At 73.8% G+C, this 26,676-nt stretch carries 25 protein-coding genes and 3 tRNA genes; 16 read left to right on the top strand and 12 right to left on the bottom strand.

What is annotated here, in order from left to right; translation table 11 throughout:
- Positions 1–55 precede the first annotated feature (55 nt).
- From ACZ4MU_RS29940 to fabF, 4 genes are all read left to right on the top strand, one after another.
- Positions 56–997, top strand: coding sequence for an ACP S-malonyltransferase (locus ACZ4MU_RS29940; RefSeq protein WP_467882458.1), 942 nt, complete (start codon positions 56–58; stop codon positions 995–997).
- Between the two features lie 14 nt (positions 998–1,011).
- Positions 1,012–2,007 (top strand): beta-ketoacyl-ACP synthase 3, encoded by a 996-nt coding sequence (locus ACZ4MU_RS29935; RefSeq protein WP_467882456.1) that lies wholly within the window; start codon positions 1,012–1,014, stop codon positions 2,005–2,007.
- A gap of 56 nt (positions 2,008–2,063) precedes the next feature.
- Complete coding sequence (locus tag ACZ4MU_RS29930) at positions 2,064–2,312, top strand: acyl carrier protein (RefSeq protein WP_389887195.1); 249 nt, start codon at positions 2,064–2,066, stop codon at positions 2,310–2,312.
- Positions 2,313–2,406: 94 nt separating this feature from the next.
- Positions 2,407–3,669 carry a beta-ketoacyl-ACP synthase II gene (gene fabF / locus ACZ4MU_RS29925; RefSeq protein WP_467882454.1) on the top strand — a complete coding sequence of 421 codons (1,263 nt, stop codon included), beginning with the start codon at positions 2,407–2,409 and terminating at the stop codon, positions 3,667–3,669.
- Positions 3,670–3,736: 67 nt separating this feature from the next.
- Here the strand turns inward: fabF and ACZ4MU_RS29920 are convergent, their stop codons facing one another.
- The gene (locus tag ACZ4MU_RS29920; RefSeq protein ID WP_467882452.1) at positions 3,737–4,231 is read right to left on the bottom strand and encodes a DUF3145 domain-containing protein; all 495 of its coding nucleotides are present in this window, start codon (positions 4,229–4,231) and stop codon (positions 3,737–3,739) included.
- 316 nt (positions 4,232–4,547) lie between these two features.
- Here ACZ4MU_RS29920 and ACZ4MU_RS29915 point away from each other — a divergent pair, with 316 nt between their 5' ends.
- Together ACZ4MU_RS29915 and ACZ4MU_RS29910 are read left to right on the top strand one after the other, a co-directional pair.
- Positions 4,548–5,468, top strand: coding sequence for an SGNH/GDSL hydrolase family protein (locus ACZ4MU_RS29915; RefSeq protein WP_467882582.1), 921 nt, complete (start codon positions 4,548–4,550; stop codon positions 5,466–5,468).
- A gap of 146 nt (positions 5,469–5,614) precedes the next feature.
- Positions 5,615–6,865 carry a pyroglutamyl-peptidase I gene (locus ACZ4MU_RS29910; protein WP_467882580.1) on the top strand — a complete coding sequence of 417 codons (1,251 nt, stop codon included), beginning with the start codon at positions 5,615–5,617 and terminating at the stop codon, positions 6,863–6,865.
- Between the two features lie 497 nt (positions 6,866–7,362).
- On the opposite strand, the gene ACZ4MU_RS29905 is transcribed toward ACZ4MU_RS29910, so the two are convergent.
- Entirely contained in the window at positions 7,363–8,157 is a 795-nt protein-coding gene (locus ACZ4MU_RS29905; RefSeq protein ID WP_467882450.1) for an NAD(P)-dependent oxidoreductase, read from the bottom strand.
- A gap of 58 nt (positions 8,158–8,215) precedes the next feature.
- On the opposite strand from ACZ4MU_RS29905, the gene ACZ4MU_RS29900 reads away from it, so the two are divergent.
- Complete coding sequence (locus ACZ4MU_RS29900; RefSeq protein ID WP_467882448.1) at positions 8,216–9,175, top strand: LysR family transcriptional regulator; 960 nt, start codon at positions 8,216–8,218, stop codon at positions 9,173–9,175.
- Here ACZ4MU_RS29900 and ACZ4MU_RS29895 read toward each other — a convergent pair.
- The 3 genes from ACZ4MU_RS29895 to ACZ4MU_RS29885 form a co-directional block, all read right to left on the bottom strand.
- Positions 9,153–9,953 carry an EI24 domain-containing protein gene (locus tag ACZ4MU_RS29895; protein ID WP_467882446.1) on the bottom strand — a complete coding sequence of 267 codons (801 nt, stop codon included), beginning with the start codon at positions 9,951–9,953 and terminating at the stop codon, positions 9,153–9,155. The genes ACZ4MU_RS29900 and ACZ4MU_RS29895 overlap by 23 nt on opposite strands.
- Before the next feature lie 111 nt (positions 9,954–10,064).
- On the bottom strand, positions 10,065–10,490 hold the full coding sequence (locus ACZ4MU_RS29890; protein ID WP_467882444.1) for an organic hydroperoxide resistance protein: 426 nt from the start codon (positions 10,488–10,490) through the stop codon (positions 10,065–10,067).
- 129 nt (positions 10,491–10,619) lie between these two features.
- Complete coding sequence (locus ACZ4MU_RS29885; protein WP_467882442.1) at positions 10,620–11,648, bottom strand: NADP-dependent oxidoreductase; 1,029 nt, start codon at positions 11,646–11,648, stop codon at positions 10,620–10,622.
- A gap of 154 nt (positions 11,649–11,802) precedes the next feature.
- Between ACZ4MU_RS29885 and ACZ4MU_RS29880 the strand changes: the two genes are divergently transcribed.
- Positions 11,803–12,228, top strand: a complete 426-nt coding sequence (locus tag ACZ4MU_RS29880) for a MarR family winged helix-turn-helix transcriptional regulator (RefSeq protein ID WP_406556273.1) — start codon at positions 11,803–11,805, stop codon at positions 12,226–12,228.
- Positions 12,229–12,294: 66 nt separating this feature from the next.
- On the opposite strand, the gene ACZ4MU_RS29875 is transcribed toward ACZ4MU_RS29880, so the two are convergent.
- Positions 12,295–13,032, bottom strand: a complete 738-nt coding sequence (locus ACZ4MU_RS29875; RefSeq protein ID WP_467882440.1) for an SCO2400 family protein — start codon at positions 13,030–13,032, stop codon at positions 12,295–12,297.
- A gap of 145 nt (positions 13,033–13,177) precedes the next feature.
- Between ACZ4MU_RS29875 and ACZ4MU_RS29870 the strand changes: the two genes are divergently transcribed.
- The 3 genes from ACZ4MU_RS29870 (at position 13,178) to ACZ4MU_RS29860 (ending at position 16,686) form a co-directional block, all read left to right on the top strand.
- On the top strand, positions 13,178–13,744 hold the full coding sequence (locus tag ACZ4MU_RS29870; protein WP_467882438.1) for a hypothetical protein: 567 nt from the start codon (positions 13,178–13,180) through the stop codon (positions 13,742–13,744).
- Positions 13,745–13,993: 249 nt separating this feature from the next.
- Positions 13,994–15,031 (top strand): rod shape-determining protein, encoded by a 1,038-nt coding sequence (locus ACZ4MU_RS29865; protein WP_467882436.1) that lies wholly within the window; start codon positions 13,994–13,996, stop codon positions 15,029–15,031.
- A 119-nt stretch (positions 15,032–15,150) separates the two neighbouring features.
- Complete coding sequence (locus ACZ4MU_RS29860; RefSeq protein ID WP_467882577.1) at positions 15,151–16,686, top strand: sensor histidine kinase; 1,536 nt, start codon at positions 15,151–15,153, stop codon at positions 16,684–16,686.
- Positions 16,687–16,749: 63 nt separating this feature from the next.
- Here ACZ4MU_RS29860 and ACZ4MU_RS29855 read toward each other — a convergent pair whose 3' ends face one another.
- Positions 16,750–17,181 carry an Lrp/AsnC family transcriptional regulator gene (locus ACZ4MU_RS29855; RefSeq protein WP_467882434.1) on the bottom strand — a complete coding sequence of 144 codons (432 nt, stop codon included), beginning with the start codon at positions 17,179–17,181 and terminating at the stop codon, positions 16,750–16,752.
- A gap of 69 nt (positions 17,182–17,250) precedes the next feature.
- Between ACZ4MU_RS29855 and ACZ4MU_RS29850 the strand changes: the two genes are divergently transcribed.
- The 3 genes from ACZ4MU_RS29850 to ACZ4MU_RS29840 all read left to right on the top strand — a co-directional run bounded on the left by ACZ4MU_RS29850 (position 17,251) and on the right by ACZ4MU_RS29840 (position 20,834).
- Positions 17,251–17,976: a hypothetical protein gene (locus ACZ4MU_RS29850; protein ID WP_467882432.1), complete on the top strand. Its 726-nt coding sequence runs from the start codon at positions 17,251–17,253 to the stop codon at positions 17,974–17,976.
- A gap of 85 nt (positions 17,977–18,061) precedes the next feature.
- Entirely contained in the window at positions 18,062–19,483 is a 1,422-nt protein-coding gene (locus ACZ4MU_RS29845) for an acyl-CoA synthetase (RefSeq protein WP_467882430.1), read from the top strand.
- Positions 19,476–20,834 carry a carboxyl transferase domain-containing protein gene (locus ACZ4MU_RS29840; RefSeq protein ID WP_467882429.1) on the top strand — a complete coding sequence of 453 codons (1,359 nt, stop codon included), beginning with the start codon at positions 19,476–19,478 and terminating at the stop codon, positions 20,832–20,834. Before ACZ4MU_RS29845 ends, ACZ4MU_RS29840 begins: the two co-directional genes overlap by 8 nt.
- Positions 20,835–21,080: 246 nt before the next feature.
- Here the strand turns inward: ACZ4MU_RS29840 and ACZ4MU_RS29835 are convergent, their stop codons facing one another.
- From ACZ4MU_RS29835 to ACZ4MU_RS29815, 5 genes are all read right to left on the bottom strand, one after another.
- Positions 21,081–22,346, bottom strand: a complete 1,266-nt coding sequence (locus ACZ4MU_RS29835; RefSeq protein WP_467882427.1) for an MFS transporter — start codon at positions 22,344–22,346, stop codon at positions 21,081–21,083.
- Positions 22,347–22,429: 83 nt separating this feature from the next.
- Positions 22,430–23,164, bottom strand: coding sequence for a class I SAM-dependent methyltransferase (locus ACZ4MU_RS29830; protein ID WP_467882426.1), 735 nt, complete (start codon positions 23,162–23,164; stop codon positions 22,430–22,432).
- Between the two features lie 1,070 nt (positions 23,165–24,234).
- Positions 24,235–24,308 (bottom strand) — tRNA-Ile (locus tag ACZ4MU_RS29825).
- A 164-nt stretch (positions 24,309–24,472) separates the two neighbouring features.
- Positions 24,473–24,545: transfer RNA gene (locus ACZ4MU_RS29820), tRNA-Asn, on the bottom strand.
- Between the two features lie 5 nt (positions 24,546–24,550).
- Positions 24,551–24,623 (bottom strand) — tRNA-Asn (locus ACZ4MU_RS29815).
- 194 nt (positions 24,624–24,817) lie between these two features.
- On the opposite strand from ACZ4MU_RS29815, the gene ACZ4MU_RS29810 reads away from it, so the two are divergent.
- Together ACZ4MU_RS29810 and ACZ4MU_RS29805 are read left to right on the top strand one after the other, a co-directional pair.
- On the top strand, positions 24,818–25,129 hold the full coding sequence (locus ACZ4MU_RS29810) for a YtxH domain-containing protein (protein WP_406555018.1): 312 nt from the start codon (positions 24,818–24,820) through the stop codon (positions 25,127–25,129).
- A 72-nt stretch (positions 25,130–25,201) separates the two neighbouring features.
- A complete protein-coding gene (locus tag ACZ4MU_RS29805; protein WP_467882424.1) occupies positions 25,202–26,647 on the top strand; it encodes an FGGY family carbohydrate kinase in 1,446 nt (481 codons plus the stop codon).
- Positions 26,648–26,676: the final 29 nt, after the last annotated feature.

The following is a 26,676-nucleotide window of genomic DNA, read 5'->3' as shown; positions in this document are numbered from 1 at the left end:
TCTTCGTCCCTGTCCCCACGGGCGAGCAGGGCCGTCCACAAGAGAGAGTGTGAGAGTGCTCGTACTCGTCGCTCCCGGCCAAGGCGCTCAGACGCCCGGCTTCCTGACTCCCTGGCTCGACCTCCCCGGTGCCGCCGACCGGCTCGCCGCGTGGTCCGACGCCATCGGGCTCGACCTCGTCCACTACGGCACGCAGGCGGACGCGGACGCCATCCGCGACACCGCCGTCGCCCAGCCCCTGCTGGTCGCCGCCGGTCTGCTGTCCGCCGCGGCACTGGGTGACATCACCCCCGGCGCGGTGGCGGGCCACAGCGTCGGCGAGATCACGGCCACCGCGTACGCGGGCGTGCTCTCCGAGGAGGCCGCGCTCGGTTTCGTACGCACCCGTGGCCTGGGCATGGCCCGCGCCGCGGCCGTCACCGAGACCGGTATGTCCGCGCTGCTCGGCGGCGAGCCCGAGGTCGTCTTCCCGCACCTGGAGAAGCTCGGCCTCACCCCGGCGAACGTGAACGGCGCCGGCCAGGTCGTGGCCGCGGGCACCCTGGAGCAGCTGGCCGCCCTGGAGGCGGACAAGCCCGAGGGCGTGCGCCGGGTCGTGGCGCTGAAGGTCGCGGGCGCGTTCCACACGCACCACATGGCTCCGGCGGTCGAGGAGCTGCGCGAGGCCGCGGCCTCTCTCGACATCTCCGACCCCAAGGTCACGTACGTCTCGAACGCCGACGGCGCCACGGTGGCCACCGGCGCCGAGGTCGTCGCCCGCCTGGTGAACCAGGTTTCGAACCCCGTCCGCTGGGACCTCTGCATGGAGAGGTTCCGGGAACTGGGCGCCACCGCGCTGATCGAGGTGTGCCCCGGCGGCACCCTGACCGGCCTGGCCAAGCGCGCGCTGCCCGGCGTGAAGACCGTCGCCCTGAAGTCCCCGGACGACCTCGACGCGGCCCGCGCGCTCATCGCCGAGACCGGGACACCTGCCGCTGACGCGGCGGGTGCCGAATAAGGAGCCCCAGCAGCATGGCGAAGATCAAGCCCAGCAAGGGCGCGCCGTTCGCCCGGATCATGGGCGTCGGCGGCTACCGGCCGACCCGGGTGGTCCCCAACGAGGTCATCCTGGAGAAGATCGACTCGTCCGACGAGTGGATCCGCTCCCGCTCCGGCATCTCCACCCGGCACTGGGCCTCCGACGAGGAGACCGTGACGGCGATGTCGGTGGAGGCCGCGGGCAAGGCCATCGCGGACGCCGGTCTCACCCCCGAGCAGATCGGCGGGGTGATCGTCTCCACGGTCTCGCACTTCAAGCAGACCCCGGCCGTCGCCACCGAGATCGCGGACAAGATCGGCGCGGTCAAGCCGGCCGCGTTCGACATCTCCGCGGGCTGCGCGGGCTTCGGCTACGGCCTGACGCTCGCCAAGGGCATGATCGTCGAGGGTTCCGCGGAGTACGTGCTGGTCATCGGCGTGGAGCGGCTCAGCGACCTGACCGACCTGGAGGACCGCGCGACGGCCTTCCTCTTCGGTGACGGCGCGGGCGCGGTCGTCGTGGGCCCCGCGGACGAGCCGGGCATCGCCCGTACCGTCTGGGGCTCCGAGGGCGACAAGTCCGAGACCATCAAGCAGACCGTGCCGTGGACCGAGTACGACTCCGCGGGCAAGTTCCCTGCGATCACGCAGGAGGGCCAGGCGGTGTTCCGCTGGGCCGTGTTCGAGATGGCGAAGGTCGCCCAGCAGGCTCTGGACGCGGCCGGAATCAGCGCGGACGACCTGGACGTCTTCATTCCGCACCAGGCCAACATGCGGATCATCGACTCGATGGTGAAGACTCTCAAACTGCCGGACCACGTCACGGTCGCCCGTGACGTGGAGACCACCGGCAACACCTCGGCCGCCTCGATCCCGCTCGCTATGGAGCGGCTCCTGGCGACCGGACAGGCGAAGAGCGGTGACACCGCGCTCGTCATCGGCTTCGGGGCGGGTCTCGTCTACGCCGCGACGGTCGTTACCCTCCCCTAGGCACACCGGATCTTCCGGATGCCCGCAAACCCGTAAAAACACCGAAGGAGCGCCACATGGCCGCCACCCAGGAAGAGATCGTCGAGGGTCTCGCCGAGATCGTCAACGAGATCGCCGGTATCCCCGTCGAGGACGTCCAGCTGGACAAGTCCTTCACCGACGACCTGGACGTCGACTCGCTGTCCATGGTCGAGGTCGTCGTCGCCGCCGAAGAGCGCTTCGACGTCAAGATCCCGGACGACGACGTCAAGAACCTCAAGACCGTCGGCGACGCCGCGGACTACATCCTGAAGCACCAGGCCTGAGTCTCCCGACTCAGTCCCGGACTCAGTTCCGCGTGACTGCCGCCACCCGGCGGTGGCGCCGCTGATCCCCCCTTACACCGTGGAGAAATTTCCTGTGAGCTCGACCAATCGCACCGTGGTCGTCACCGGTATCGGCGCAACCACACCGCTGGGTGGCGACTCCGCCTCGACCTGGGAAGGTCTGCTGGCGGGCCGTTCCGGCGTCCGGCCCCTGGAGGGCGAGCGCTTCGCCGACCTCCCGGTCCGCATCGCCGCCACCGCCGCCGTCGACCCGGGCGAGGTACTGCCCCGCCCGCTCGCCCGCAAGCTGGACCGCTCGGCGCAGTTCGCCCTGATCGCGGCGAAGGAGGCCTGGGCCGACGCGGGCTACACCGCCCCCGCCGGCGACGACCAGCCCATCGCCCCCGAGCGCCTCGGCACGGTCATCGCCTCCGGCATCGGCGGTGTGACCACGCTGCTCGACCAGTACGACGTGCTCAAGGAGAAGGGCGTACGCCGCGTCTCCCCGCACACTGTCCCGATGCTGATGCCGAACTCCCCCTCGGCCAACGTCGGCCTGGAGGTGAACGCCCGCGCGGGCGTCCACACCCCCGTCTCCGCCTGCGCGTCGGGCGCCGAGGCGATCGGCTACGCCGTGGAGATGATCCGCACCGGCCGTGCCGACGTCGTCGTGGCCGGCGGCACCGAGGCGGCCATCCACCCGCTGCCGGTGGCGGCGTTCGCCAACATGATGGCGATGTCCAAGAACAACGAGAACCCCGAGCAGGCCTCGCGCCCGTACGACAAGGCCCGTGACGGCTTCGTCCTCGGCGAGGGCGCCGGTGTCGTCGTCCTGGAGTCGGCCGAGCACGCCGCCCAGCGCGGTGCCCGGGTCTACTGCGAGGTACTCGGCCAGGGCCTGTCGGCCGACAGCCACCACATCGCGCAGCCCGAGCCGACCGGCCGGGGTGTCGCGGCGGCCCTGCAGAACCTGCTGGACTCCACCGACCTCAAGCCGTCCGAGGTCGTCCACCTCAACGCGCACGCGACGTCCACCCCGCAGGGCGACGTCGCCGAGATCAAGGCGCTGCGCAAGGTCCTCGGCGACGACATGGACCACATCGCGGTCTCCGCGACGAAGTCCATGACCGGGCACCTCCTCGGCGGCGCCGGCGGCATCGAGACCGTCGCCACCGTCCTGGCGCTGCACCACCGCGTCGCGCCCCCGACCATCAACGTCGACGAGCTCGACGAGGAGGTCGAGGCCGACATCGTGCGGGGCGAGCCGCGCGAGCTGCCGTCCGGGTCGATCGCCGCGATCAACAACTCGTTCGGCTTCGGCGGCCACAACGTCGTCCTGGCGTTCCGCTCCGTCTGAGGCGTACCTACGCGACGAGGAGGGCCCCCACCGAGCGGTGGGGGCCCTTTCCGTCGCGCGCCGGGGGTCAGACGACCTGGTGCAGCCAGCGGACCGGGGCGCCCTCGCCCGCGTACCGGAACGGCTCCAGCTCGTCGTCCCAGGGCTTGCCGAGGAGGCGGGCGATCTCGGCCTCCAGGTCGGTCTCCTCGCGCACCGAGCGGGCCAGCGCCGCCCGCAGCCGGTCCTCGGGGATCAGGATGTCGCCGTGGATGCCGGTGACGGCGTGGAAGATTCCCAGGTCGGGCGTGGCGCTGTAGCGCTCGCCCTCGGCCGTGGCGCACGGCTCCGCCGTGACCTCGAACCGCAGCATCTGCCATCCGCGCAGGGCGGACGCGAGTTTGGACGCCGTGCCGGGCTCGCCCTGCCAGGAGAACTCGGCTCTCCAGGTGCCGGGCGAGGCGGGCTGGCGGATCCAGTCGAGCTGGACGCGCACACCGAGCACCCCCGCCACGGCCCACTCGACGTGCGGGCACAGCGCGCGGGGGGCGGAGTGGACGTACAGAACTCCACGTGTCGTCACCGGGACCTCCAGTGCGGTTCGAGGTTCGCCTTCCCCAGCGGCCTCGCGCCCCTACCGGTCCCGGTCAGGACAGCACCTGACATTCTGCCCCGGGGTTCAACAGTAAACAGCATCGGGAGTTAATCTCCTGAATGGGGACAGTATGTGACGTGATGTAATTTACCGGAGCCGTCTGGCGTGGTTCCTCTGGCTGGACGGGCCAAAGCTACCGCGCGGAGCAGACAGAAAGGTGTCGTACGGTCGGTCCTGGGCCCGGGAAACACGAAGCTTTCACTCGCCAGGACGCCAGGGGCACCCGAGGGAGGGGACCATGGGGATGGACCAGGGGACGCCGCCGACACGCCGGGGCCGCACCGCGCGGGGCCGCACCGCGGCCGCCGCCGCCCTCACCGCGACGGCGCTCGCCGTGGCGGGGTGCACGAGCGAGGGGGCCCCCGTCGAGCACCGCCCCGGGACCCGCAAGCCCTCACCGGCGCCCACCTCCCACTGGAACCCGCGCCCGGCGTCGATCGCCGCCGTGGGCGACTCCATCACCCGGGGCTTCGACGCCTGCATGGTCCTCGCCGACTGCCCCGAGGCGTCCTGGGCGACCGGCAGCGACGCGGGGGTGCGCTCGCTGGCGAGCCGGCTCCTCGGCCCCGCCTCCGCCGCCGCCCGCAGCTGGAACTATGCCAGGACCGGCGCCCGCATGGCCGACCTTCCGGCCCAGCTGACCCGGGCCGCGGCCCACCGCCCCGAACTGGTCACGGTGATGGTCGGCGGCAACGACGCCTGCCGCGACTCGGTCGACGGCATGACCTCGGTGGCCGACTTCCGGTCGGGCTTCGAGCGGTCGCTGCGCCAGTTGCGCGCCGGGCTGCCCAAGACGCAGGTGTACGTGTCGAGCGTGCCGGACCTCAAGCGCCTGTGGTCGCAGGGCCGGGGCAACGCGCTCGGCAAGCAGATCTGGAAGCTGGGCATCTGTCAGTCCATGCTGGGCGACGCGGACGACCTCGGCCCGGCGGCGGTCGAGCGGCGCGACGCGGTGTACGCGCGGGTGGTGGCGTACAACAAGGCGCTGAAGGACGTGTGCGCGAAGGACCGTTACTGCCGCTACGACGGGGGCGCGGTCTTCGACTACCGCTTCACCGGTGAGCAGCTGAGCCACTGGGACTGGTTCCACCCCAGCAAGGACGGGCAGGGGCGGCTGGCGGAGATCGCGTACCGCAATGTGACGTCGGCGCGCCCGCCGGCCTGACGGCCTGATCCCTTCCGTCACTCCTACACCGCTCCGAGTCCCTCTGTTCACACGGGAGTTCCTTCTCGATACTGGCCGCCCAGGCCTTGAGGGAAGGATGCCCAGTGGTTCGTGGACGGCGTGTACGGGGTGTACGGGGCGTACGGGTGGCGCGGCTCGCCCTGCTGGCCGCTTCGCTGACGGTCGGCGCGGCGCTCGCGCCGGTCCCGGCGCAGGCGCAGGCGCGGCCCGCGACGGGGGCGCCGCCGACCGTGGAGGAACAGCGCCTGGACCGGGCGGTGCCACGGGAGATACTGCGGCGCTCCGGGTTCGACGACGTGGCCGCGCGGTTCGCCCGGGAGCTCGACGGCGTACGGTCCTACCGCGAGGCCGAGCGGCTGGTCGCCCGGGAGGGCGCCGGGCTGTGGCGGCGGGCCGTGGACCGGGTGCAGGGGCGCGGTCCGGCGGGCGGCGACCTGAGCCGGGGCGACGACCGGCCGCTGTACTGGGCGCGGCTGGGGATGACGCGTGAGCTGCGGAGCTGGGAGCCCGGGTTCGGGCTGTCCGCGGCGCGGCGGGCGGCGCTGCTGGACCGTCTGGAGCGGGGGTCGCGGGGCCAGGACTCGATCGCCTACGGCTCGGCCGCCGGCTACAAGAAGATCCTGGTCACCGGCTTCGACCCGTTCACGCTCGACCGGGACATCCGCATCGGCAACCCGTCGGGCGCGACGGCCCTGGCGCTGGACGGCACCTGGATCAGCACGGCCGCCGGGCCCGCCCGGATCGAGACGGCCATGTTCCCCGTGCGCTGGGACGACTTCGCGGCGGGCACGGTCGAGCGGACGCTGCGGCCGGTGCTGCCCCGGGTGGACCTGTTCACCACGGTGAGCCAGGGGCGGGTGGGGCGGATCGACGTCGAGCGCTTCAACGGGGCGTGGCGGGGCGGGTTCCCGGACAACGAGGACGTCTCGCGCACGGAGACCGTGCCGGTCGCCGACCCGGCGAGCCGGCCGCAGTGGACGACGACGACGCTGCCGTACGCGGCGATCGTGGCGGCCCGCACCGGCCCGTTCCCGGTGTACGACCACACGTCGGTGACGGAAATCCCGGCGGGTGGTACGGACCCGGTGGTACGGGAGGAGGGACCGTCTGCGGGGTCCGTGGCGCGGGCCGGGGGCGGGGGCGACTACCTCTCCAACGAGATCGCGTACCGGGCGACGCTCCTGCGGGACCGGCTGGGGCTGGCCATTCCCGGGGGGCATGTGCATACGCCTGTGCTGCAGTTCGGGGCGGGGAACACGGATCCGTCGGCCGGGGTGGTGACGGATGCGGAGTTCGAGCGGAACCGGGGGGAGATCGTGGGGCAGGTGCGGGCGATTGTGGCGGTGGCGCTTTCCCCCACCCCGCCCGTTCCCTAGACCCTCCGGGGGTGGGGTGGGCTGAGGTGTTTTGCCGGGGGCTGCACCCCCGGGCCCCTGCTTGCTGCTTGTGCGGGGCCTGCGGCCCCCGGGCCCGCTCCCGCTCCGCGGGTGACCTGCGGAGCGGCGGGGGCCGCTCGCGCAGTTCCCCGCGCCCCTTATGGGCCGGGGGTTCGTCTGCGGGTCGACCTGGGTTGCTCGCGCGGTTCCCCGCGCCCCTCAAGAGCCCGGTGGTCCCCTGACGGTCGACCTGGGTTGCTCGCGCCGTTCCCCGCGCCCCTTATGGGCGCGGCTTGTGGTCCCTGCCCTCTCGGCGGGGGTCACCCCGACCCCCAGGGGCGCGGGGAACTGCGCGAGCAACCACACCCCACCCGCAGACGAACGCCGGACGGAAAAGGGGCGCGGGGAACTGCGCGGCCAACCCGCCACCGGCCCACCACCGGCCCGCGGGCACAAAGCAGGGCGCGGGGCCGCAGACCCGTAACGGGGGGGCCTGCTCAGGGGCGCAGGGACGACAGGTCTGAGGTTGCCAGGTCGGGGCGGGCCACCAGCACCCCCCGCACCGCCTCCAGCACCGGCAGAGCCCCCACCCCCGTCGCCAGCCCCACATCCTTCGCCGCCAGCGCCACCGGGAAGTGCGCCTCCGTCGCGAACAGCCGGCCCGTCAGGCCCGCCAGCGGGCTCGCCTCCAGGGCCGAGCGCGTCAGGTCCTCCGGCAGGCCCAGCGCCCCCGCAAGCCGCAGGGACTCCGCCACCAGCGCCACCCCGCCGATCACCCCACTGATCAGCACCAGCTTGAGCGCCGCACCGGTGCCCACCTCCCCGCACCGCCGCACCGACCCCAGCTCCGCCAGCAGCCCGTCCACGGGAGCGGTCTCGCCGCCCGCGAGGATCAGCAGTCCACCGTCCACGGCCCGGTCCACGCTCCCCATCACCGGCGCGTCGATGAACGCGACCCCCTCGGGGAGGCGGGAGGCCAGCTCTCGGACCGTGTCGGGGCCGACCGTCGAGGTGTCGATCCACGTCGTCCCCGCCCCCAGCGCCGGGATCATCGCGTCCGCCACCGCCAGCGCCGCCGCCGGGTCCGCGAGCATCGTGATGACCACATCGGCGCCGCGGACCGCCTCGGCGGGACTCGCGGCGGCCACGGCCCCCTCGGCCACCAGGGCCTCGGCCTTGGCGGGCGTACGGTTCCAGACCGTCAGCCCGTACCCCGCCGCCAGCAGCCGTCGCGCCATCGGCGTTCCCATGCTGCCGAGCCCCAGGAACGCGATCTTCGTTTCGTTCGTCATGGCACGACCGTACGGATCCTCCCAGCCATGCCACAAGCGAATGTCTAGCATGGCAGGCATGACCAACCCGCATGGCAACTCGCACAGCGACTCCCACGGCAGCGCGCACGGCACCACCCACAGCCTCTACGACGTCTTCCTGCGCGTCGCCTCCGAAGGCTCCTTCACCGCCGCCGCCCAGGCGCTCGGCTACACCCAGTCCGCCGTCTCCCGGCAGGTCCAGGCACTGGAGGACGAGCTGGGGAGCGTGCTCTTCGACCGGCTGGCTCGCGGGGTGCGGCTCACCGAGGCCGGGCGGGTGCTGGTGCCGCACGCCGAGGCCGTACGGGACCGGCTCGCCGCCGCTCGCGCCGAGCTCTCCGCGCTGCGCACCCTCGACGGCGGACTGCTGCGTGTGGGGGCGTTCTCGACCGCCGACGCCGCGCTGCTCCCCCGCGCCCTCGCCGCGTTCCGGCGCCGCCACCCCGGGGTGACACTCGCCCGTACCGAGGGGCCCTCCGTCAAGCACCTCGGGCTGCTCGCCGCGGGCGAGCTGGACATCGCGGTGGTCAGCTCCACCGCCGGGCGCGCCCTCGACGGCTGTGCGCTGCGGCATCTGCTGGACGAGCCGATGTTCGTGGCACTGCCGAGGGACCACCGCCTGGCGGGCCGCGAGCGGCTGCGGCTGGCCGAGCTCGCCGACGAGGAGTGGGTCGCGGGCAGCACCCGCCCCGAGGACACGCTGATGCGGCCGGTCCTGGAGGCCGGGTTCCGGCCGCGCACCACGCTGGTCGTACGGGACTGGATCGCCAAGCAGGGCTTCGTCGCGGCCGGGCTGGGGGTGACCCTGCTGCCCGCCCTCGCCGCCGAGTCGGTCCGGGCGGACATCGTGCTCGTACCCGTGCACCCGGACGACGTCCCGTGCCGGGCGGTCTACGCGGCGACCCCGCACGGCCGCGCGGACTCCCCGGCCGTCGCCGCCTTCCTCGCCGAACTGCGGGAGGCCGCGGCGCGGATCAGCCCGTCGGGCCGCCCGTAGCGGGCTCGGGGCGCGGGTGCCGGTCGGGGTCCTGGGCCGTCTCGCCCAGCAGGTCCCGGACCATCAGCGTCGCCCCCGCCACCGCGCCCGGCATCAGGAACACGGCCACGAACGGCACCAGGAACGCCAGCGTCAGCGGGACACCGAAGCCCAGCACCATCAGACGGCGCCCGCGCAGCAGGACGAGGCGGTCCGCCAGCTCCACGCCCCGGCGCTGGAGCGCCACCGCCGTCAGCTCCACGGTGAGGAAGAACCCGGAGACGCAGAAGCCGATGGCGGGCACGACCGTCTGGCCGACCACCGGCAGGAAACCGAGGGCGAACAGGACGATGCCGTACAGGGCCACGCGGGTCAGGACGCGGACGGAGTCGCGGGCGGAGATCCACAGGTCGCGCCAGAGCGGCAGTCCGGACTCCGGCGCCTCGCCGCCGCTCTCGGCGCGGTCGACGTCCTCGGACAGCTTCTCGTAGAAGGGCTGGCCGACCAGGAGCGTCACCGCGGTGAAGGTGATGACCGCGAGGAAGAGGCCCATCGCGAAGACGAGCCCCGTCAGGAAGCCGCGGAACAGACTCAGCCACGGCGAGGACCAGTCGTCGGCGAACGGGGTCGCCCAGCCGGCGAAGTCGTCCGCCCCGTAGGCGAGCCCGGTCAGCGCCGCCGCGTACAGGACCAGGGTGACCAGACCGGGCAGCAGCCCGATCCCGAGGGCCCGGCCGTGGCCGGTGACCCATCGCTGCCCTTTGACCAGATAACCGAAGCCCGCCCCGAGATCACGCATGGCCGAACTCTATCGGCCGGTATCCGCTCCTCTCGTACGGGCGTTCCCGCCCCCGGGTACGGCGAAGGGCCGCACCCCGCCGAGTGCGGCCCCTCCGGGAGAGCGGGAACGTCAGGCGACCGCGAGGTCCACCGTGATGTTGCCGCGCGTGGCCTTGGAGTACGGGCACACCTGGTGCGCCTTCTCCAGGAGGTCGCGAGCGGTGGCCGCGTCCACGTTCGGAATGGCGGCGGAGATCTTGACGATGATGCCGAAGCCCGCGTCGTTCTTGCCGATGCCGACCTCGGCCGTGACCGTGGAGTCGGATATGTCGGCGTTCTCCTGGCGCGCGACCACGCCGAGGGCGCCCTGGAAGCAGGCGCTGTAACCGGCCGCGAACAGCTGCTCGGGGTTGGTGCCCGCGCCGCTGCCGCCCATCGCCTTCGGCGGGTTCACGACCACGTCGAGCGCGCCGTCGTCGGTGGCGACCCGGCCGTCGCGCCCGTTCTCGGCGGTGGCGACGGCGGTGTAGAGGACGTCGGACTGCTGGATGGACATGCTGGGTGCTCCTCCTGGTCGTTCCCGACCGCTCGCGCCCACGACAGCCGGGATGTGGAAAGACCTTATCGGATGACGGAAGTCATCCGATAAGGTCTTCAGGAGTCGCATCTCAAGGGGTGGCCGAGGTCACTCGCCCAGCGAGACGACCATCTTTCCGGTGTTCTCCCCGCGGAGCATGCCGAGGAAGGCGTCCACGCCGTTCTCGATGCCGCCGACGACGGTCTCGCCGTACTTCAGCTCGCCGGAGGCGATCCATCCGGCGACCTCCTGGACGAACTTCGGCTGGAGCGCCGCGTGGTCGCCGACGAGGACGCCCTGGAGCCGCAGCCGCTTGCCGATGATCATGGCCATGTTGCGCGGGCCCGGCGTCGGCTCGGTGTCGTTGTAGCCCGCGATCATGCCGCAGATGGTGGCGCGGCCGTGCACCTTCAGCGAGGAGATCGCGGCTTCCAGGTGCTCGCCGCCGACGTTGTCGAAGTAGACGTCGATGCCGTCCGGGGCGGCCTCGCGCAGCTGCTCGCGGACCGGGCCGTTCTTGTAGTTGAAGGCGGCGTCGAAGCCGAGCTCCTCCACCAGCCACTTCACCTTCTCGTCGGAGCCGGCCGAGCCGATCACCCGCGAGGCGCCCTTGAGGCGGGCGAGCTGACCCACCTGGCTGCCGACCGCGCCGGCCGCGCCGGAGACGAAGACCGCGTCGCCCTCCTTGAAGGAGGCGACCTCGAACAGGCCCGCGTACGCGGTCAGACCCGGCATGCCGAGCACGCCGAGGTACGTCGAGAGCGGGGCCAGCGAGGCGTCCACCTTGGTGGCGTGCCTGGCGTCCACGTCCGCGTACTCGCGCCAGCCCAGTCCGTGCAGCACATGGTCGCCCACGGCGAAGCGCTCGTCGTTGGAGGCCACGACCTCGCCGACCGCGCCGCCGTCCATCGGCTTGTCGAGCTGGAACGGCGGGATGTACGACTTCACGTCGTTCATCCGGCCCCGCATGTACGGGTCGACGGACATGAAGAGGTTGCGGACCAGGATCCGGCCCTCGGCGGGCGCGGCGACCGGGACCTCACGGAGCGCGAAGTCGGTCGGGACCGGCCAGCCGTGCGGGCGGGAGACGAGGTGCCATTCACGGCCGGTGGCGGGGAGTGCGGACGGTGCGGACATGGGGTGCGTCCTCCTGGGGCGTCAACTTCGGGTACCGATCGGTCCGGTACCGGTGATTCCGGTACCAGGACCTCGGGTACCAATTACTTCAGGTGCTGAAACAACCATGCTCCTGAATATTTGAGATTGTCAAGCAACTCGGTACGCTGGTTCCATGGCCACGCGCATGGATGCCCTCACCCTCGAAGTCGTCGAACTCATCGGCTCGGTCGTGGGGCGCTACCACGAGGAGTACGAGCGTGCCGCCGCCGAGCACGCGCTCACGGGCGCGCAGGCGCGGGTGCTCGGGCTGCTCTCACTGGAGCCGGTGCCGATGCGGCACATCGCGCGGAAGCTGAAGTGCGAGCCGTCGAACGTCACGGGGATCATCGACCGCCTGGAGGCGCGCGGCCTCGTCGAGCGCCGCCCCGACCCGGCCGACCGCCGGGTCAAACTGGCCGCCCCGACGGAGGCGGGCCTGCGCACGGCGACGGCCCTGCGCGACTCCCTGGACTTCGCCCGCGAGCCGCTGGCGCAGCTGTCGAAGGACGAGCGGACGGTGCTGCGGGATCTGCTGCGGCGGATGCTGGGAGTGGAGTAGGGGGCGGGCCGGGCCACTGCGGCCGCCGCCCGTCTTCAGGGCACCGGCGCCCCTCCCGGGGGTGGGCTACAGGCACCACCAGAGGAACCGGTCGCAGGTCTTGGTGGGGGTGGGCGCGGGCGGGGGTGACTGCTGCGGGGGCGCCGGGTCCGACTCCGATGAGGAGGGCTGCGGTGACGTGGACGGCGATGGCGCTCCCTCCGTGCCGGTGGGCGTGGGGGCCGGAGGGCTGGGCACTGCGGTGATCCCGGTGGCCGGGTGCGAGCCCCCGGGCGCCGGGGAGCCGTCGGCGGTCCCGGGTCCGCCCGCGGTACCGGCCGGGCCCGGCCGCGTCCCGCCGGGGCTCGGGTGGTGTCCCTTGCCGTGACCGTTCGCGGCCGGCACCGCGCTGGGCCGCTTCGGGCCGCCCGCCTCGCTTTCGTCCGGCGCGGGCACGGAGGTCTCCTGGGAGAGCTGCTCCTCTTCGTGTACGGACGTGGCCGCGCCCCGGTCGTCCGGCGGCGGCTCCATGGCGACCCGGGCCAGCCCAAGCGCGCCCGCCGCGAGGACCACACCGGCCGAGCCGAACAGCACGAGGCGTCCACGGCGCTTACGGGCGCGGCGTCGCGGGCGGGCCGCCGAGCGGGGCGGCTCGCGGCGCCCGCGGCGGTGACCCGCGGGGGCCGGGGCCGCACCGGACGCGGCGGCCTCGTACACCCCGAGGTCGATGATTTCGGGCTGCCGCAGTTCCTCCGCGGGGGTGCCGCATCCGGCGCAGGCCAGTGCGCCGTTGAGGTGCCGTCGGCAGGCGTGGCAGTAATCCATGGCCAACGGAGGCTATGCGGGCGGCGGGCGACAATGGGGGCCGGGAATGTGTGGATCTTGTGTGGAACCCCTGCCTCCGGGGCGGGCCGGGGGCACGAAGTCGGGCGTTCGGTGCGTTGTCAGTGGGGCCGGGCAGGATGGGGACATGACGGACGCGCAGCCCCCCGGTTTCGGCCCGCTCGACTTCCAGCTCGTCCTGCTGCGGCGGATGGCCGACCACCAGCCGGGGCTGGTCGAGGAGGCCCGCCACGAGCTGGGGGTGTCCGCGGCCCGGATGCGGGAGGCCAACCGGCGCTGGCAGGCGATGACCCGCTCACCGCGCTCGCGCGGGGCGGCCGCGCGGTACCGGTCGGTGCTGGGCGAGCCGGAGACGGTGACCCGGCGCAGGGTCGGCGACCTGGAGTGCGAGGCACGGCTGTGGCCGGTGCCGCTGTGGCCGACGCTGCGGTTCGAGGTGCTGGCGGGGCCGGGCGGGGCGGTGTGGAACGAGTGGCTGGTCCGGGCCCCGGGCGAGCCGGGGCCGGTCCTGGAGACGGCGGCGGATCTGCGCCCCTGGGCGTGCACGGTGGACGAGGCGGCACGGGCGTTCCCCCCGGCCCGGCCGAGGGAGGGGGGTGCGCCGACGCGGTGGGAGCTGGAGATGGTGGTGGGGGGTGGGGTGGTGGTGGGGGAGTTCTGCTGGGGGTTGTTGCAGGGGGTGCGGGGGGTGTAGGCCGGTTTGTGCCCGGGGGTCGCCTGCGGCCCGCAGACGAACCTCGGGCAAAAGGGCCGCAGCCCCTCGCACACCCCCACCCCCACACCCCCAGAGGCGCGCCGGGGTGCGGGGGCGGGTCGCCCGGTCGGCCCCGTTCCAGGACCCCCTGGCACTCAGTCAGCCGACGCCCGACCGGCTCAGCCCCGCGCGCGCCCCACCCCGCGGGGCCGGACGATTCGATCAAGCACCCCACTCGGGAGGATCGCCGTGACCGTCAGTCTGGAGCAGTTGCGCCGTTGCCATGTAGCCGTCGACCTCGGGGCCGCGAGGACGCGCGTATTCGTCAAGGGACTGGGACTCGTCGTCGACGAACCCAGCGTCGCGGCCGTCAACACCCAAACCGGCGCACTGATCGCCGTCGGCACGTTCGCCGAGAAGATGACGGGCCGTACGCCCGACTACATCCGCGTCGCCCGCCCCGTCTCCGGCGGCACGGTCGTCGACATCGAGATGGCCCAGCGCATGCTGCGCCATCTGATCGGCGAGAAGCTCCGCCGCCAGCTGCGGCGCAAGCCCCGGCTGCGCGCCGCCGCCAGCACCCCGCACGAGGCCGACCCGCTCGCCCAGCGCGCGACCGTCGAGACGCTGGTCGGGCTCGGCGCCCACCGGGTCGAGCTGGTCGACACCCTGATCGCGGCGGCCGTCGGCTGCGGGCTCCCGGTGGAGCAGCCGACCGCCACCATGATCATGGTGTGCGGCGCGGCCACCACCCAGATCGCGGTGCTCTCGCTCGGCGCGATCGTCACCGCCCAGCGCATCCCCGTCGGCGGCGACGCCATCGACCACGCCGTCATCCAGCACCTGCGCCACCAGCACGAGCTGATGCTGCCGAGCCAGTCCGTACGCCCGCTCCAGATCGCCCTCAGCGGCAACGGCCTCACCCCGCACGGCCCCGCCTCCACCGAGATCCACGGCCGCGACGTCGCCACCGGCCTCGCCCGTTCGGTCCAGGTCGACACCGCGGCCGTACGCAACGCGATCCACACCCCGCTGACCGCGGTCCTCGACGGCATCGGCAAGGTCCTGCGCGACTGCCCCCCGGACCTGGTCGCGGACCTCGCCGACCGGGGGATCATGATGGTCGGCGGCAGCGCCCTCCTGCCGGGCCTGGACCAGATGCTGCGCAAGGCGACGGGCATGCCGGTGGCCATCGCCGAACGCCCGGACGTCTGCGCCATCCTCGGCCTGGGCGCGATGCTGGACGGCCAGATCGAGCCGATGGTCCTCGACCCGCTGGCGGAGTGAGGCGGGTGCCGGACGGGACCGGGGCCGGGAGCAGGGCCGGAGCCGGGAGCACGGCCGGGGGCGACGCCGTATCCGGCACCGGGACCGACGCCGAAACCGACACCGGGGCCGGCGCCCCCCTGCCCGTCCTCCTCGACGCCGTCCTCGGCGTCGGCTCCGAGCGCGAACTGCACACCACCCTCCAGCACATCGTCGACACCGCCGCCGAGCTGACCGGCGCCCGGTACGGCGCGCTCGGGGTGCTCGACCCCGAGCGCGGACGGCTCACCGATCTGTTCACGGCCGGGCTCAGCGACGCCGAGCGGGAGCGGATCGAGGCGGCCCCCGACGGGTGCGCCGGGGTGCTGGGCGCGCTCGTCGAGGGCACGCGGCCGCTGCGGGCGGCCGGTCCCGCCGCCGGCCCGCGCTCCTCGGGCGCGCGGCCCGGCCGTCCGCCGACGCGCTCGTTCCTGGGCGTCCCCGTCCGCGTACACACCGAGGTGTTCGGCAACCTGTGTCTGACCGAGAAGCGCGGGGGCGCGTTCGGCGACGAGGATCTGGCGCTGCTGCGGGTGCTCGCCTCGCAGGCGGGGATCGCGATCGGCAACGCGCGGCTCTACGAGACGGCCCGGCGCCGCGAGCGCTGGATCGAGGGCGCCGCCGCCGTCACCACCTCACTGCTGACCGGCGACACCGCGGCGGACGCGCTGATGACGGTCGCCGAGCGGGCCCGGCTGCTCGCGGACGCGGTCGCCGGGGTGGTGCTCCAGCCCACCCCGGAGGGCGGGATGGAGATCGTCGCCGCCTCCGCGCCGGACGACCCGGGCGACATCGTGGGCACCACCATCGCGCCGGGCTCCCCCGTCCTGGTCCAGCTCCTCGGCGGCGAGCCGGTGTTCATCGAGGACTCCGCGACCGACCCGAGGATGACCACCCACGTACGGACCCGGTTCGGGCCGAGCATGATGCTGCCGTTGCAGAGCGGCGGCAGGCTCATCGGTACGCTCGCGCTCCCCCGGCGCCGCGGCGCCGAGCCGTACACCGCGGTGGACCGGCTGCTGGCCGCGCAGTTCGCCTCGCAGGCCGCGCTCGCGCTGGTCCTCGCGGACGCGCAGCACAACCGGGAGCGGCTCGCGGTGTACGAGGACCGCGACCGTATCGCCCGCGATCTGCACGACCTCGTCGTCCAGCGGCTGTTCGCCACCGAGATGATGCTGGAGTCGACGCGCCGGCGCGCCGCGAAGGTCTCCGGCGACGACACGGACGAGCTGCTCACCCGGGCCGTGGACGAGCTGGACTCCACGATCCAGGAGGTCCGCACCGCCATCTTCGCCCTCCAGCAGCCGCCCGCCGACGCGCCGACGACCGTACGGGGACGGGTGCTGCGCGAGACGGACGGGGCGGGTGCCCTGCTCGGGTTCCGCCCGTCGGTACGGTTCGAGGGCGCGGTGGACACGGTCGTCGGCGAACCGGCCGCCGGGCAGCTGATCGCCGCCCTGCGCACGGCGCTCGCCGCCGCGCACCGCCGCCCGGGCGTCTCCTCCGTACAGGTCCTGGTCGACGCCGCAGCGGTCCTGCCGGACGGGCGCCCGGGCGTCCGCCTGGAGGTCACGGACGACGGAACGGGCGGCGGCGGGGCGTGCGGGACGACCGTGACCTGGCAGTCACCGGTGTGACTGTCCCTCAGGGGCCGGCTCGCGGGGGCTGACTCTCAGGGGCCGGCGCCTAGGCGCCGGCGCTCACGGGCCGGACGCCGCCCGCAGCGCGATCCGGGTGTGGGAGTGGGCCACGCCCGCCTCCCGTTTCAGCCGCCGCAGCAGCCCGTCGAGCGCCGCCGGGTCGGCCGCCCTGGCCCGTACGAGGTAATCGTGCTCGCCCGTGACGTGCACGACTTCCGTGATGCCCGGCAGCTTCAGGGCGACCTTCTCGAACTCCTCGTTCGTGGTGTCCAGGCGCAGGGTGACGTCGATGAAGACGACGAGGCCCGCCCCCGCGTCGGCCGTCGGGTCGATCAGGGTCGTGAAGCCCCGGATCACGCCCTCGCGGCACATCCGCCGCACCCGCTCGGCGGCGGCGTTGGCGCTGAGCCCGACCTTCGTCCCCAGGTCGCGGTACGAAATCCGCGCATCCTCCCGCAGTACACCGAGGATGTCTCTGTCCAGGCGGTCCATACCGCGATTGTCGCAGCCCGCGCCGATATCCGGCCGCGTACCGGGCGGGTGCGGCCGGACAGTACCCCCATGAGCGAGATGTGGACGACGGCGGTGGCGGGCGCGGCGGCGGGCCTGGGCGTGGCGATGCCCGTGGGCGCGGTCGGGGTGCTGCTCGTCCAGCAGGGCATGCGCGACCGGCGCGGCGCGGTGGCGGCGGCCTCGGCGGTGGCGGTGGTCGACTTCGCGTACGCGGCGGTGGCCACCGCGCTCGGCCCCTGGGTGGCGTCGACGCTGTCGGGGGTGGAGGCGTGGGTACGGCTGGTGGCGGCGGGCGTGCTGATGGTGATCGCGGGGCGGGGGCTGTGGGGGTCCCGGGGCCCGGCCCCCCTCACGCCACCGGCCACCGGGACGGACGCCGGCCCGTCCGCCGCCTCCGTGGAGCGCGTCACCGCGCCCGGCGGCCACTCCCCCGCCCCCACGGAACCCGCCACCGCGACCGCGCCCGGACCGCCGGACACCGCCCCCGTCCGGGTCTTCGTCCGCTTCGCCGCCCTCACCCTCGTCAACCCCACCACGGCCCTCTACTTCACCGCGCTCACCACGGCCCAGGGCGGCACGCTGCGCGGCGGCGGTTCCGGCGCCGTGTTCGCCGCGGCCGTGTTCGCCGCCTCCTTCGTGTGGCAGCAGTTGCTCGTGGCGGCAAGCGGGTTCGCCGGGGCGCGGATCTCCCGGGCGGCCCGGATGTGGACGTTCCGGATCGGCTACGGGCTGGTCGCGGTGTACGCGGTCAAGGTGGCGCTGCCCCTTCCTTGATCGCGGTGCCGCGTAGGGTTTCGGGTGGCCCTTCCGGGCCGGTGTTCCTGCCTGGCCCGCCGTCGACTGCGAGGAGCCCTCTCCCGTGTCCCCTCTCCTTCCCGCGCTGCGAACCGCCGACCGCAAGGAGGCCCTCCGCTTCGGCGAGCACTCCCTCACCTACGCGGAACTCGCCGGGGCCGCGGGCGCCCTGGCGGGCCGGCTCGCCGGAGCCGGTCGTGTCGCCGTCTGGGCGACGCCGAGCCCGGAGACGGTCGTCGGGGTGGTGGCGGCGCTGCTGGCCGGGGTCCCCGCCGTACCGCTGAACCCCAAGACGGGCGAGCGCGAGCTGGCGCACATCCTGGCGGACAGCGCGCCGACGGCTGTCCTCGCCGCCCCCGGCGCCTCGCTTCCGCCCGCGTTTGAGGCGCTGACCAGGATCGACGTACGCACCACGGCGGAGCCGGGCGCGGAGCTCCCGGCCACCGAACCCGACCCGGACTCCCCCGCCTTCGTCGTCTACACCTCCGGCACCACCGGCCCGCCCAAGGGGGCCGTGCTGCCCCGCCGGGCCGTCGCCGTCACGCTCGACGCGCTCGCGGAGGTCTGGGCGTGGACTGACCGGGATGTCCTCGTCCACGGGCTGCCGCTCTTCCACGTCCACGGTCTGATCCTCGGCGTCCTCGGACCGCTGCGGCGCGGCGGCTCGGTGCGGCATCTGGGCAGGTTCTCGGTGGAGGGGGTGGCCCGCGAGCTGTCGGCGGGGGCGACGATGCTGTTCGGGGTGCCGACGATGTACCACCGGATCGCCGAATCCCTCGACAGCGACCTGGAGTTGGCGAAGGCGCTGGCCGGGGCGCGGCTGCTGGTGTCGGGCTCGGCGGCGCTGCCCGTCCACGACCACCGCCGGATCGCGGCGGCGACCGGCCGCACGGTGATCGAGCGGTACGGGATGACCGAGACGCTGATGAACACCAGCGTACGGGTGGACGGCGAGCCCCGGCCGGGGACGGTCGGCGTGCCGCTGCCGGGCGTGGAGCTGCGACTGGCGGACGAGTCGGACGGCATCGGCGAGATCCAGGTGCGCGGCCCGCACCTGTTCACCGGCTATCTCAACCGCCCGGACGCCACCGCCGCCGCCTTCACCGGGGACGGCTGGTTCCGTACCGGGGACATGGCGAGTCTGGACGCGGACGGGTACGTACGGATCGTGGGCCGCAAGGCCACCGACCTGATCAAGAGCGGCGGTTACAAGATCGGGGCGGGCGAGATCGAGAACGCGCTGCTCGACCACCCCGAGGTGCGCGAGGCCGCCGTCACCGGTGAGCCGGACGCCGATCTCGGGGAGCGGATCGTGGCGTGGGTGGTCGCGGCCGACCCCCAGTCGCCGCCCACGGCCGAGGAGTTGGCGGCGCATGTGGCGGCCCTGCTCTCCCCGCACAAACGGCCGCGTACGGTCCGCTTCCTTGAGGCGCTGCCGCGCAACGACATGGGCAAGATCATGAAGCGGGCGCTGGGCCATGGCTGAGCGGCTGACCGCGCGGGCCGCGATCGGGGCGGCCACGTCCGCCTTCACCGAACTGTTCCCGCCCGAACGCGAGGCGGGCCCGGCGGAGGGCCCGCTCGGCTGGGAGGGGTACGCGGCGTCGAGGGCACGGGCCGAGGAGCGCACGGGCGAGCAGGAGTCGGTGGTGTACGGCCTGGCGGAGGCGGACGGCCGGCCGTGCGTCCTGCTGGCCTTCGAATTCGGCTTCCTCGGCGGGTCGTTGGGGCAGCGCACGGGCGACCGCCTGGAGGCGGCGTACCGGGCGGCGCGGGAGCGGCGGCTGCCGCTGGTGTCGCTGATCGCGACCGGCGGCAGCCGGATGCAGGAAGGCATGGTCGCGCTCACCCAGCTCCAGCGGGTGGCCCGCCAGTCCGCGTTGCTGCGTGCGGCCGGGCTGCCGCAGATCGCGGTCCTGCGCGACCCGACGACCGGCGGCGGCTGGGCCACGCTGGGCGCGGGCGCGGACGTGGTCCTGGCGCTGCCGGGTGCGCAGGTGGGCTTCGCGGGCTCCCGGGTCCGCCCGGCCGACGCGGACCCCACGGCGTACGCGGCCGAGGGGCAGCTCGCGGCCGGGGCGGTGGACGCGGTGGTGCCGGTGGCGGAGCTGCGCGGGGTGCTGGGGAGGTGGCTGGGGCTGCTCTCCGGCGGGGTTCCGGGCGGCCCGGTGGCCCCGGCGGACGTACCCGCGGCGCTGGGCGGGGCGGGGCTGCCGGGGACGGGCTGGGAGGCGGTCGAGCAGGCACGGGCCGCGTCCCGCCCCCGGGCATCGGCCTACCTCGACGCGTACTTCACCCACCGTCTCCCGATCAGCGGGGACCGGTGCGGGGGTGTGGACGCGGGGGTGATGTGCGGGTTCGGGTCGCGGGACGGCCGTACGGTGGCGTACGCGGCCCAGACCGGCACCGCGACCCGCCCGGCGGGCTACCGCACCGCAGCCCGCCTCCTCCACCTGGCCGACCGTCTGGGCGTGCCCGTCCTGACCCTGGTCGACACCCCGGGCGCGGCCAACGACGCGGCGGCGGAACGGGCCGGGCAGGGGGCGGCCGTCGCGGAGTGCTTCGGGGCGGTGGCGGGGGTGGGGGTGCCGGTGACGACGCTGGTGATCGGCGAGGGCGGCTCGGGCGGCGCCCTGGCCCTCGCGTCCCCCGGCCGCACCTGGCTGACCCCGTCGAGCTACTTCTCGGTGATCGCGCCGGAGTTGGCGGCGGCGATTTTGAAGCGGGGGGAGGGTGAGGTGCGCGGGACGGCGGACCAGCTGGGGCTCCGCCCCCAGGACCTGGTACGCCTGGGCCTGGCCCGGGGGGTGGTCTCGCCCGCCCCGCCCGTTCCCTGAGCCCTCCGGGGGTTGGGGGGCGCTTGGTTCGTCTGCGAACCGTGCGGGGCTGGTCGCGCAGTTCCCCGCGCCCCTTCAGGGGGTCTGCCGCACCCGGAGAACAAGGCTCAGCCCCAGGCTTTCAGGGGCGCGGGGAACTGCGCGACCAGCCCACCACCGGCCCGCAGGTGAACGGAAACAGCCCGGCGGGGTGCAGGGGCCGCAGGCCCCGGAACGGGGGGCCGGGGGCATAGCCCCCGGGCACCCCTACGCCTGCGGGTCCCGCGCGTCGTACCGCGCGAACCCCCTCCGCACCACCCCCAGCACCCCCACCGCCACCACACACGCAACCCCACCCCCCACCACCGCGACCCCCGGCGACGCCAGATCCGCCGTCGTCCCCGCGAGGAAGTCGCCGAGCCGGGGGCCGCCCGCCACCACCACGATGAACACCCCCTGCAACCGCCCCCGCATCTCGTCCGGCGCCGCGACCTGGAGCATCGTGTTGCGGAACACCATGGACACCGTGTCCGCGCACCCCGCGACCGCGAGGAAGACCAGGCCCAACCACAGCTGGCGGGTGAGGCCGAACACCGCGATCGCCGCGCCCCACGCGCCGACCGCCAGCAGGATGGCGAGGCCGTGCCGGTGGACGCGGCCGAGCCACCCCGAGAACACCCCGCCCAGCAGCGCACCGACCGCGGGCGCGGCGACCAGGAGGCCGGTGGTGCGGGCGTCACCGCCGTACCAGAGCACCGCGACGGCCGGGAACAGCGCGCGCGGATGCGCCAGGATCATGGCGCAGAAGTCGGAGAAGAACGTCATCCGCAGATTGGGCCGGGTCGCCAGGAAGCGGAACCCGTCGAGCACGGACGCCCGCCGCCCTCCCGAGCCCTCCCGGTCGGGCAGCATCGACGGCAGCCGCCACATCGCGTACAGCGACGCGGCGAAGGTCACCGCGTCGATGGTGTACGCCGACTGATAGCCCGCGAACCCGACGAGCAGACCGCCCAGCATCGGCCCGAGCAGCATCCCCGAGGTCATGGTGATCGAGCTCAGCGCGTTCGCCGCGGGCAGCTGCTCCGGCGGCAGCAGCCGGGGGATCATCGAGGAGCGGGCGGGCCCGTTGAGGGCGGCGCAGACGGACTGGAGCGCGACGATCCCGTACAGGAACCAGACGTGCGCGAACCCGGCGAAGGCGGCACCGGCGAGCCCCGCCGACAGCACTGCGGACCCGGTCGCACTGGCCAGTCCCAGCTTGCGCCGGTCGACGGTGTCGGCGATCGCCCCGCCGTACAGCCCGAACACCATCAGCGGCACCAGCGAGAACAGCCCGACGAGCCCGACGCTGAAGCTGGACCCGGTGATGTCGTACACCTGGAGGGAGATCGCCAGGCTGGTCATCCCCTGGCCGACCCAGGAAATGGTGTTGCCGAACCAGAGCCGCCGGTAGTGCGCCGAGCCGCGCAGCGGCGTGAGGTCGGCGAGTATCCGGCTGCGGGTCTTGGGCGGGGCTTCGCTGTCGGCGGTCACGCGCGATGCTAACCGGCGGGCCCCGGGCCGGCGGGCGACGGGGGGACGTCCACGCGGACGCCCGGCCCCGTCACGGCCGTGGGTCAGACCCGCTCGGCGTGCACGTACGACATCGGGTAGACGATGCGCCCCTTCTCGTCCACGTCGAAGGCGTCCGGGTCGAACGGCAGGGTGCCGCCGGTCTCCTGGCGCTGCTTCTCGAAGTACTCACGGGTGTGGTTGGTGGTGCACAGGCTGTCCTCGATGGCGAGGATCCGCCACTGGCCGTCCAGGTTGGTACGGAAGTTGTCCTTGCTCACCCGCAGCTGCTGCGGCGGCAGACCGACCAGCTCGGACTCGGCGAAGGCGAACAGGTGCAGCTTGGCGCCCGGCACGGTGACCCGGTGCAGGGCCGCGGCGTACGCGCGCCGCTGCTCGTCGCTGAGCACGTGGTAGAGCCCGTAGTCCAGGACCGTCTCGAAGCCGCCCTCGATCCCCTCGAACTTCGTGGCGTCCGACACCGCGAAGGTCATGTCCAGACCGCGCTCGCGGGCGCGCTCCTGGGCCTGGCCGATGGCGGAGGGCGAGAAGTCGAGGCCGGTGACGTCGTGGCCGCGGCTCTTGAGGTGCAGCGAGTTCTGCCCGGTGCCGCACCCGGCGTCCAGCACCTTGCCGTGGAACGCGCCGGACGCCTCCAGGGCCACGACGACGGGCTGCGGCTCGGGGATGTTCCAGGGCGCGAAGTCGAACTTCATCCCCAGCCCCTCCGTCCGCACCTTCCCCGCGTACAGCGGATCGAAGTTGGCGCTGCCCGCCGTGTAGACCTGCTCCGTGCTCACGTGGTGCCTCCCGTTTACGGTCCGCCGAAATCAAGCGATGCGGTCAATCTCCCGGACCCAATCCTCTCGGGACAAGTCCGGGTGGCTGATCAGACGTTCAATTTCGGGAACTCCGCGGTTGAACGGGGGTTGACAGGGGAGGGAATTCCGGAACGGGAGGGAGCGGGAAATGGTGGCCCGGGGTGTGGGGGCCCGGCCCGGCATCGGGCCGGGCCCCCACACCCCGGGCCACCGGGCGGCACGTCCCGCCCGGACGCGGGACGCCCGCCCCCGCTTCGGGCCGCGCTGGCGCGGGCCCGGGACCGGGGCGGGGCCGGGGGCTTGAGGCCAGTGCCCCAAGGCCGACAGGCCCGGACGCAGACCCAGGCCCCCAGGCCAGTGGCCCAAGACCCGTGGGCCCGGAGGTCCAACGCCGACAGGCCAGAGGCCGCAGGCCCAAACCCCTGCCCCCTGCCCCGAGGCCGGAACCGCCGATCCACAACCGATCGGCCCGTGGCCGGCAGCCCCGACTTCGGCCGCAGGTCCCGCCGAGGACCCAGCCGCCCCCCACCCCGAGTGGTCGCCCGCCCCCTCCGGAAACCCGAATCCCCCGCCCCCCACCAGCGCCCGCAATTCCTCTTCGGAAATGAGCAGACCCCGCCCCCGGCAATTCCCAACCGGAAAAGAAAAACGCGCGCCCCCACCCCCACCCCCGGACATTTCCCGCCGCGCATTTCGGCGAACGCCATTCCCCACCGACGGCCGCCCCGGCTGCCCCGCCCCGCCTCTCGCGGCGCGGACCACCACCGTGTTGACGCCCACCCCCGGCCCCGCCCGGCCACGCCCCCGGGCACCCCCGGCGCCCCTCCCGAGTACGGACCCAGTACCGAACCGGCACGAAACCGCCCACCCCCTCCCGGCCCCCGGGCACACTCCGCGGTGCGGGCCGGGCACCGAACCGGCACAGACCCGCCGCCCCTCCCCGCCCAAGGCCCCCGCACAAGAAGAGCCCCGACCGCCAAGTGGTCGGGGCTCTGGCCCGCGCGGGCGCACCGCGCAGGTTGAAACGTTTCTGCGGAGGGAACGCAGAGTGGGGCGGGTGGGACTCGAACCCACGGCCGACGGATTATGAGTCCGCTGCTCTAACCGGCTGAGCTACCGCCCCTAACGGCGCGTCGCGCACATTTGTGCGCGCCGTCTGCCGCAGCATAGCCGCTCATACGATCTCCTGCCTCGGATGGTCGGCAACGCACGCCCATGAGGACCCCGTCGCGCCCCGCGCGGTTCCCCGGGGCATGAAAAAGGACCCTCAAGGGGCCCTTTTCACTGCTCTCCCGACTGGACTCGAACCAGTAACCTGCCGGTTAACAGCCGGCTGCTCTGCCAATTGAGCTACAGGAGACCGAGCTCCCCCGACTGGACTCGAACCAGTAACCTGCCGGTTAACAGCCGGCTGCTCTGCCAATTGAGCTACAGGGGAATGTCTCGTTGCACCGAACGTACCTACCCCGGGTGTCCCCGGGCGGCGTGCGCTCGCTGCGACACATACATTAGCGCAAGCAGGGGGGTGCTCCGCCAATCGGTTCCGCCCCGGGTGATCTCGGGGCTGCGCGGGTAGGCGCAGCACACGACGTCACAGTGACGTCGGACAGACGCCACAGAAGGGTGACCGCCATGCGCTACCGGCTCACGTTCGCCGTCGGACTCGTCGTCGGGTACGTGCTCGGAACCCGGGCCGGACGCGAGCGCTACGAACAGTTGAAGAAGTCCGCCCGCCAGGTCGCCCAGAACCCGGCGGTGCGCAACACCGCGGAGTCGGCCGCCCAGAACGGCCGGGCGTACGCGGGCAAGGCCATCCACGCGGTGAGCGAGAAGGTCTCCGACAAGGTCGGCGACAAGGCGCCGAAGTCCATCGCCGACCGGGTGCGCTCGCTGCGCGGGCGCGGCCAGGGCGGCGAGGACGACTGGGGCACCAGCAACACCTGACACCGGCGCCCCTCGGGAGCCGGTCATCACGCGGGGGCCCGGTGGGCCCCCGCGTGATGCAGAATCGTGCGCATGGGGATAGTCGCCGGGCTGGACAGCTCTTCCGCCTTCACTCGCATCGTCGTCTGCGACACCGACACCGGTGCCGTCCTGCGGCAGGGGTACGCCCCGCATCCCGTGGATCCGAAGGCCGCCGAGGTCGATCCACAGGCCTGGCTGCTCTCGCTCGGCGAGGCCGCGGCGGGCGGGCTGCTCGAAGGCGTGCAGGCCATCGGGGTCGCCGCCCAGCAGCACGCGCTGATCGCGCTGGACGCCCAGGGCTCTCTCGTACGGGCCGCGCTGAGCGGCAACGACAAGCGCGCCCAGGTGGCCGCCGCGGATCTGACCGACGCGCTCGGCGGGCGCGAGGCGTGGGCCAAGGCCGTCGGCTGTGTGCCGCAGGCGAGCCAGGCGGTCGCGAAGCTGCGCTGGCTGGCCCGCAACGAACCCGACGCCGCCCAGCGCACCGCCGCGATCGTCCAGGCCCACGACTGGCTGGTGTGGCAGCTCCTGGGCCGTCCGGCCCGCCGTACCACCGACCGCGGCGCCGCCTCCGGCACCGGCTACTGGTCGGCCGCGACCGGCTTCTACCGCCCCGACCTCGTCGAGCTCGCGCTCGGCCACCACGTGGCGCTGCCCGAGGTGCTCGGCCCCTCCGACGCCGCCGGCACCACCCCCGAGGGCCTGCTGATCTCGGCCGGGACCGGCGAGACGATGGCCGCGGCCTTCGGCCTCGGCGTCGGGCCCGGCGACGCGGTCGTCTCGCTCGGGGCCTCGGGTTCGGTCATGGCCGTGCACCACGAGGCGCTGGCCGACGCGGCCGGGATGATTACGTCGTTCGCCGACGCCACCGGCCGTCATCTGCCCGTGGTGCATACGAGCAACGCGGTACGGGCGCTGCGCGGCACGGCGGAGATGCTCGCCGTCGAGAGCCTGGAGGAGCTCTCCGCCCTGGCGCTGAAGTCGACCCCGGGCGCCAGCGGGCTTGTCCTGCTGCCGTATCTGGAGGGCGAGCGCACCCCCCGGCTGCCGCACGCGGCCGGGACACTGGCCGGGCTGCGGCGCGAGTCGATGAAGCCCGAGCACCTGGCGCGGGCCGCGTTCGAGGGCATGCTCTGCTCGCTGGCGGACGCGCTGGACGTGCTGCGCTCGCGCGGGGTCGAGGTGCGCCGGGTCTTCCTGCTCGGCGCCGCGGCCGAGCTGCCGGCCGTACAGGCGGCGGCGCCGGCGATCCTGGGCACCCAGGTGGTCGTGCCGCAGCCCGCCGAGTACGCGGCGCTCGGCGCGGCCCGGCAGGCGGCCTGGGCCCTCGGGGTCTCGCAGGGCTCCCTCGCCCCGCACACCCCGCCCGCCTGGCAGGGTGCGGCGGCGCAGGTCTTCGAGCCGGGCGAGGAGCTGGCCGTGGGGCAGGCGGTGCGCCAGCAGTACATCGCGACGCGGGACGAGATCCATCCGGGCGCGTTCGACACCGGGGTCTGAGCGGAGCCCGAGCGGAGCCCGAGCGGAGC

The organism is Streptomyces sp. NPDC026377 (genome assembly GCF_055567715.1).
This window is presented reverse-complemented; position numbering and strand designations above follow the sequence as displayed.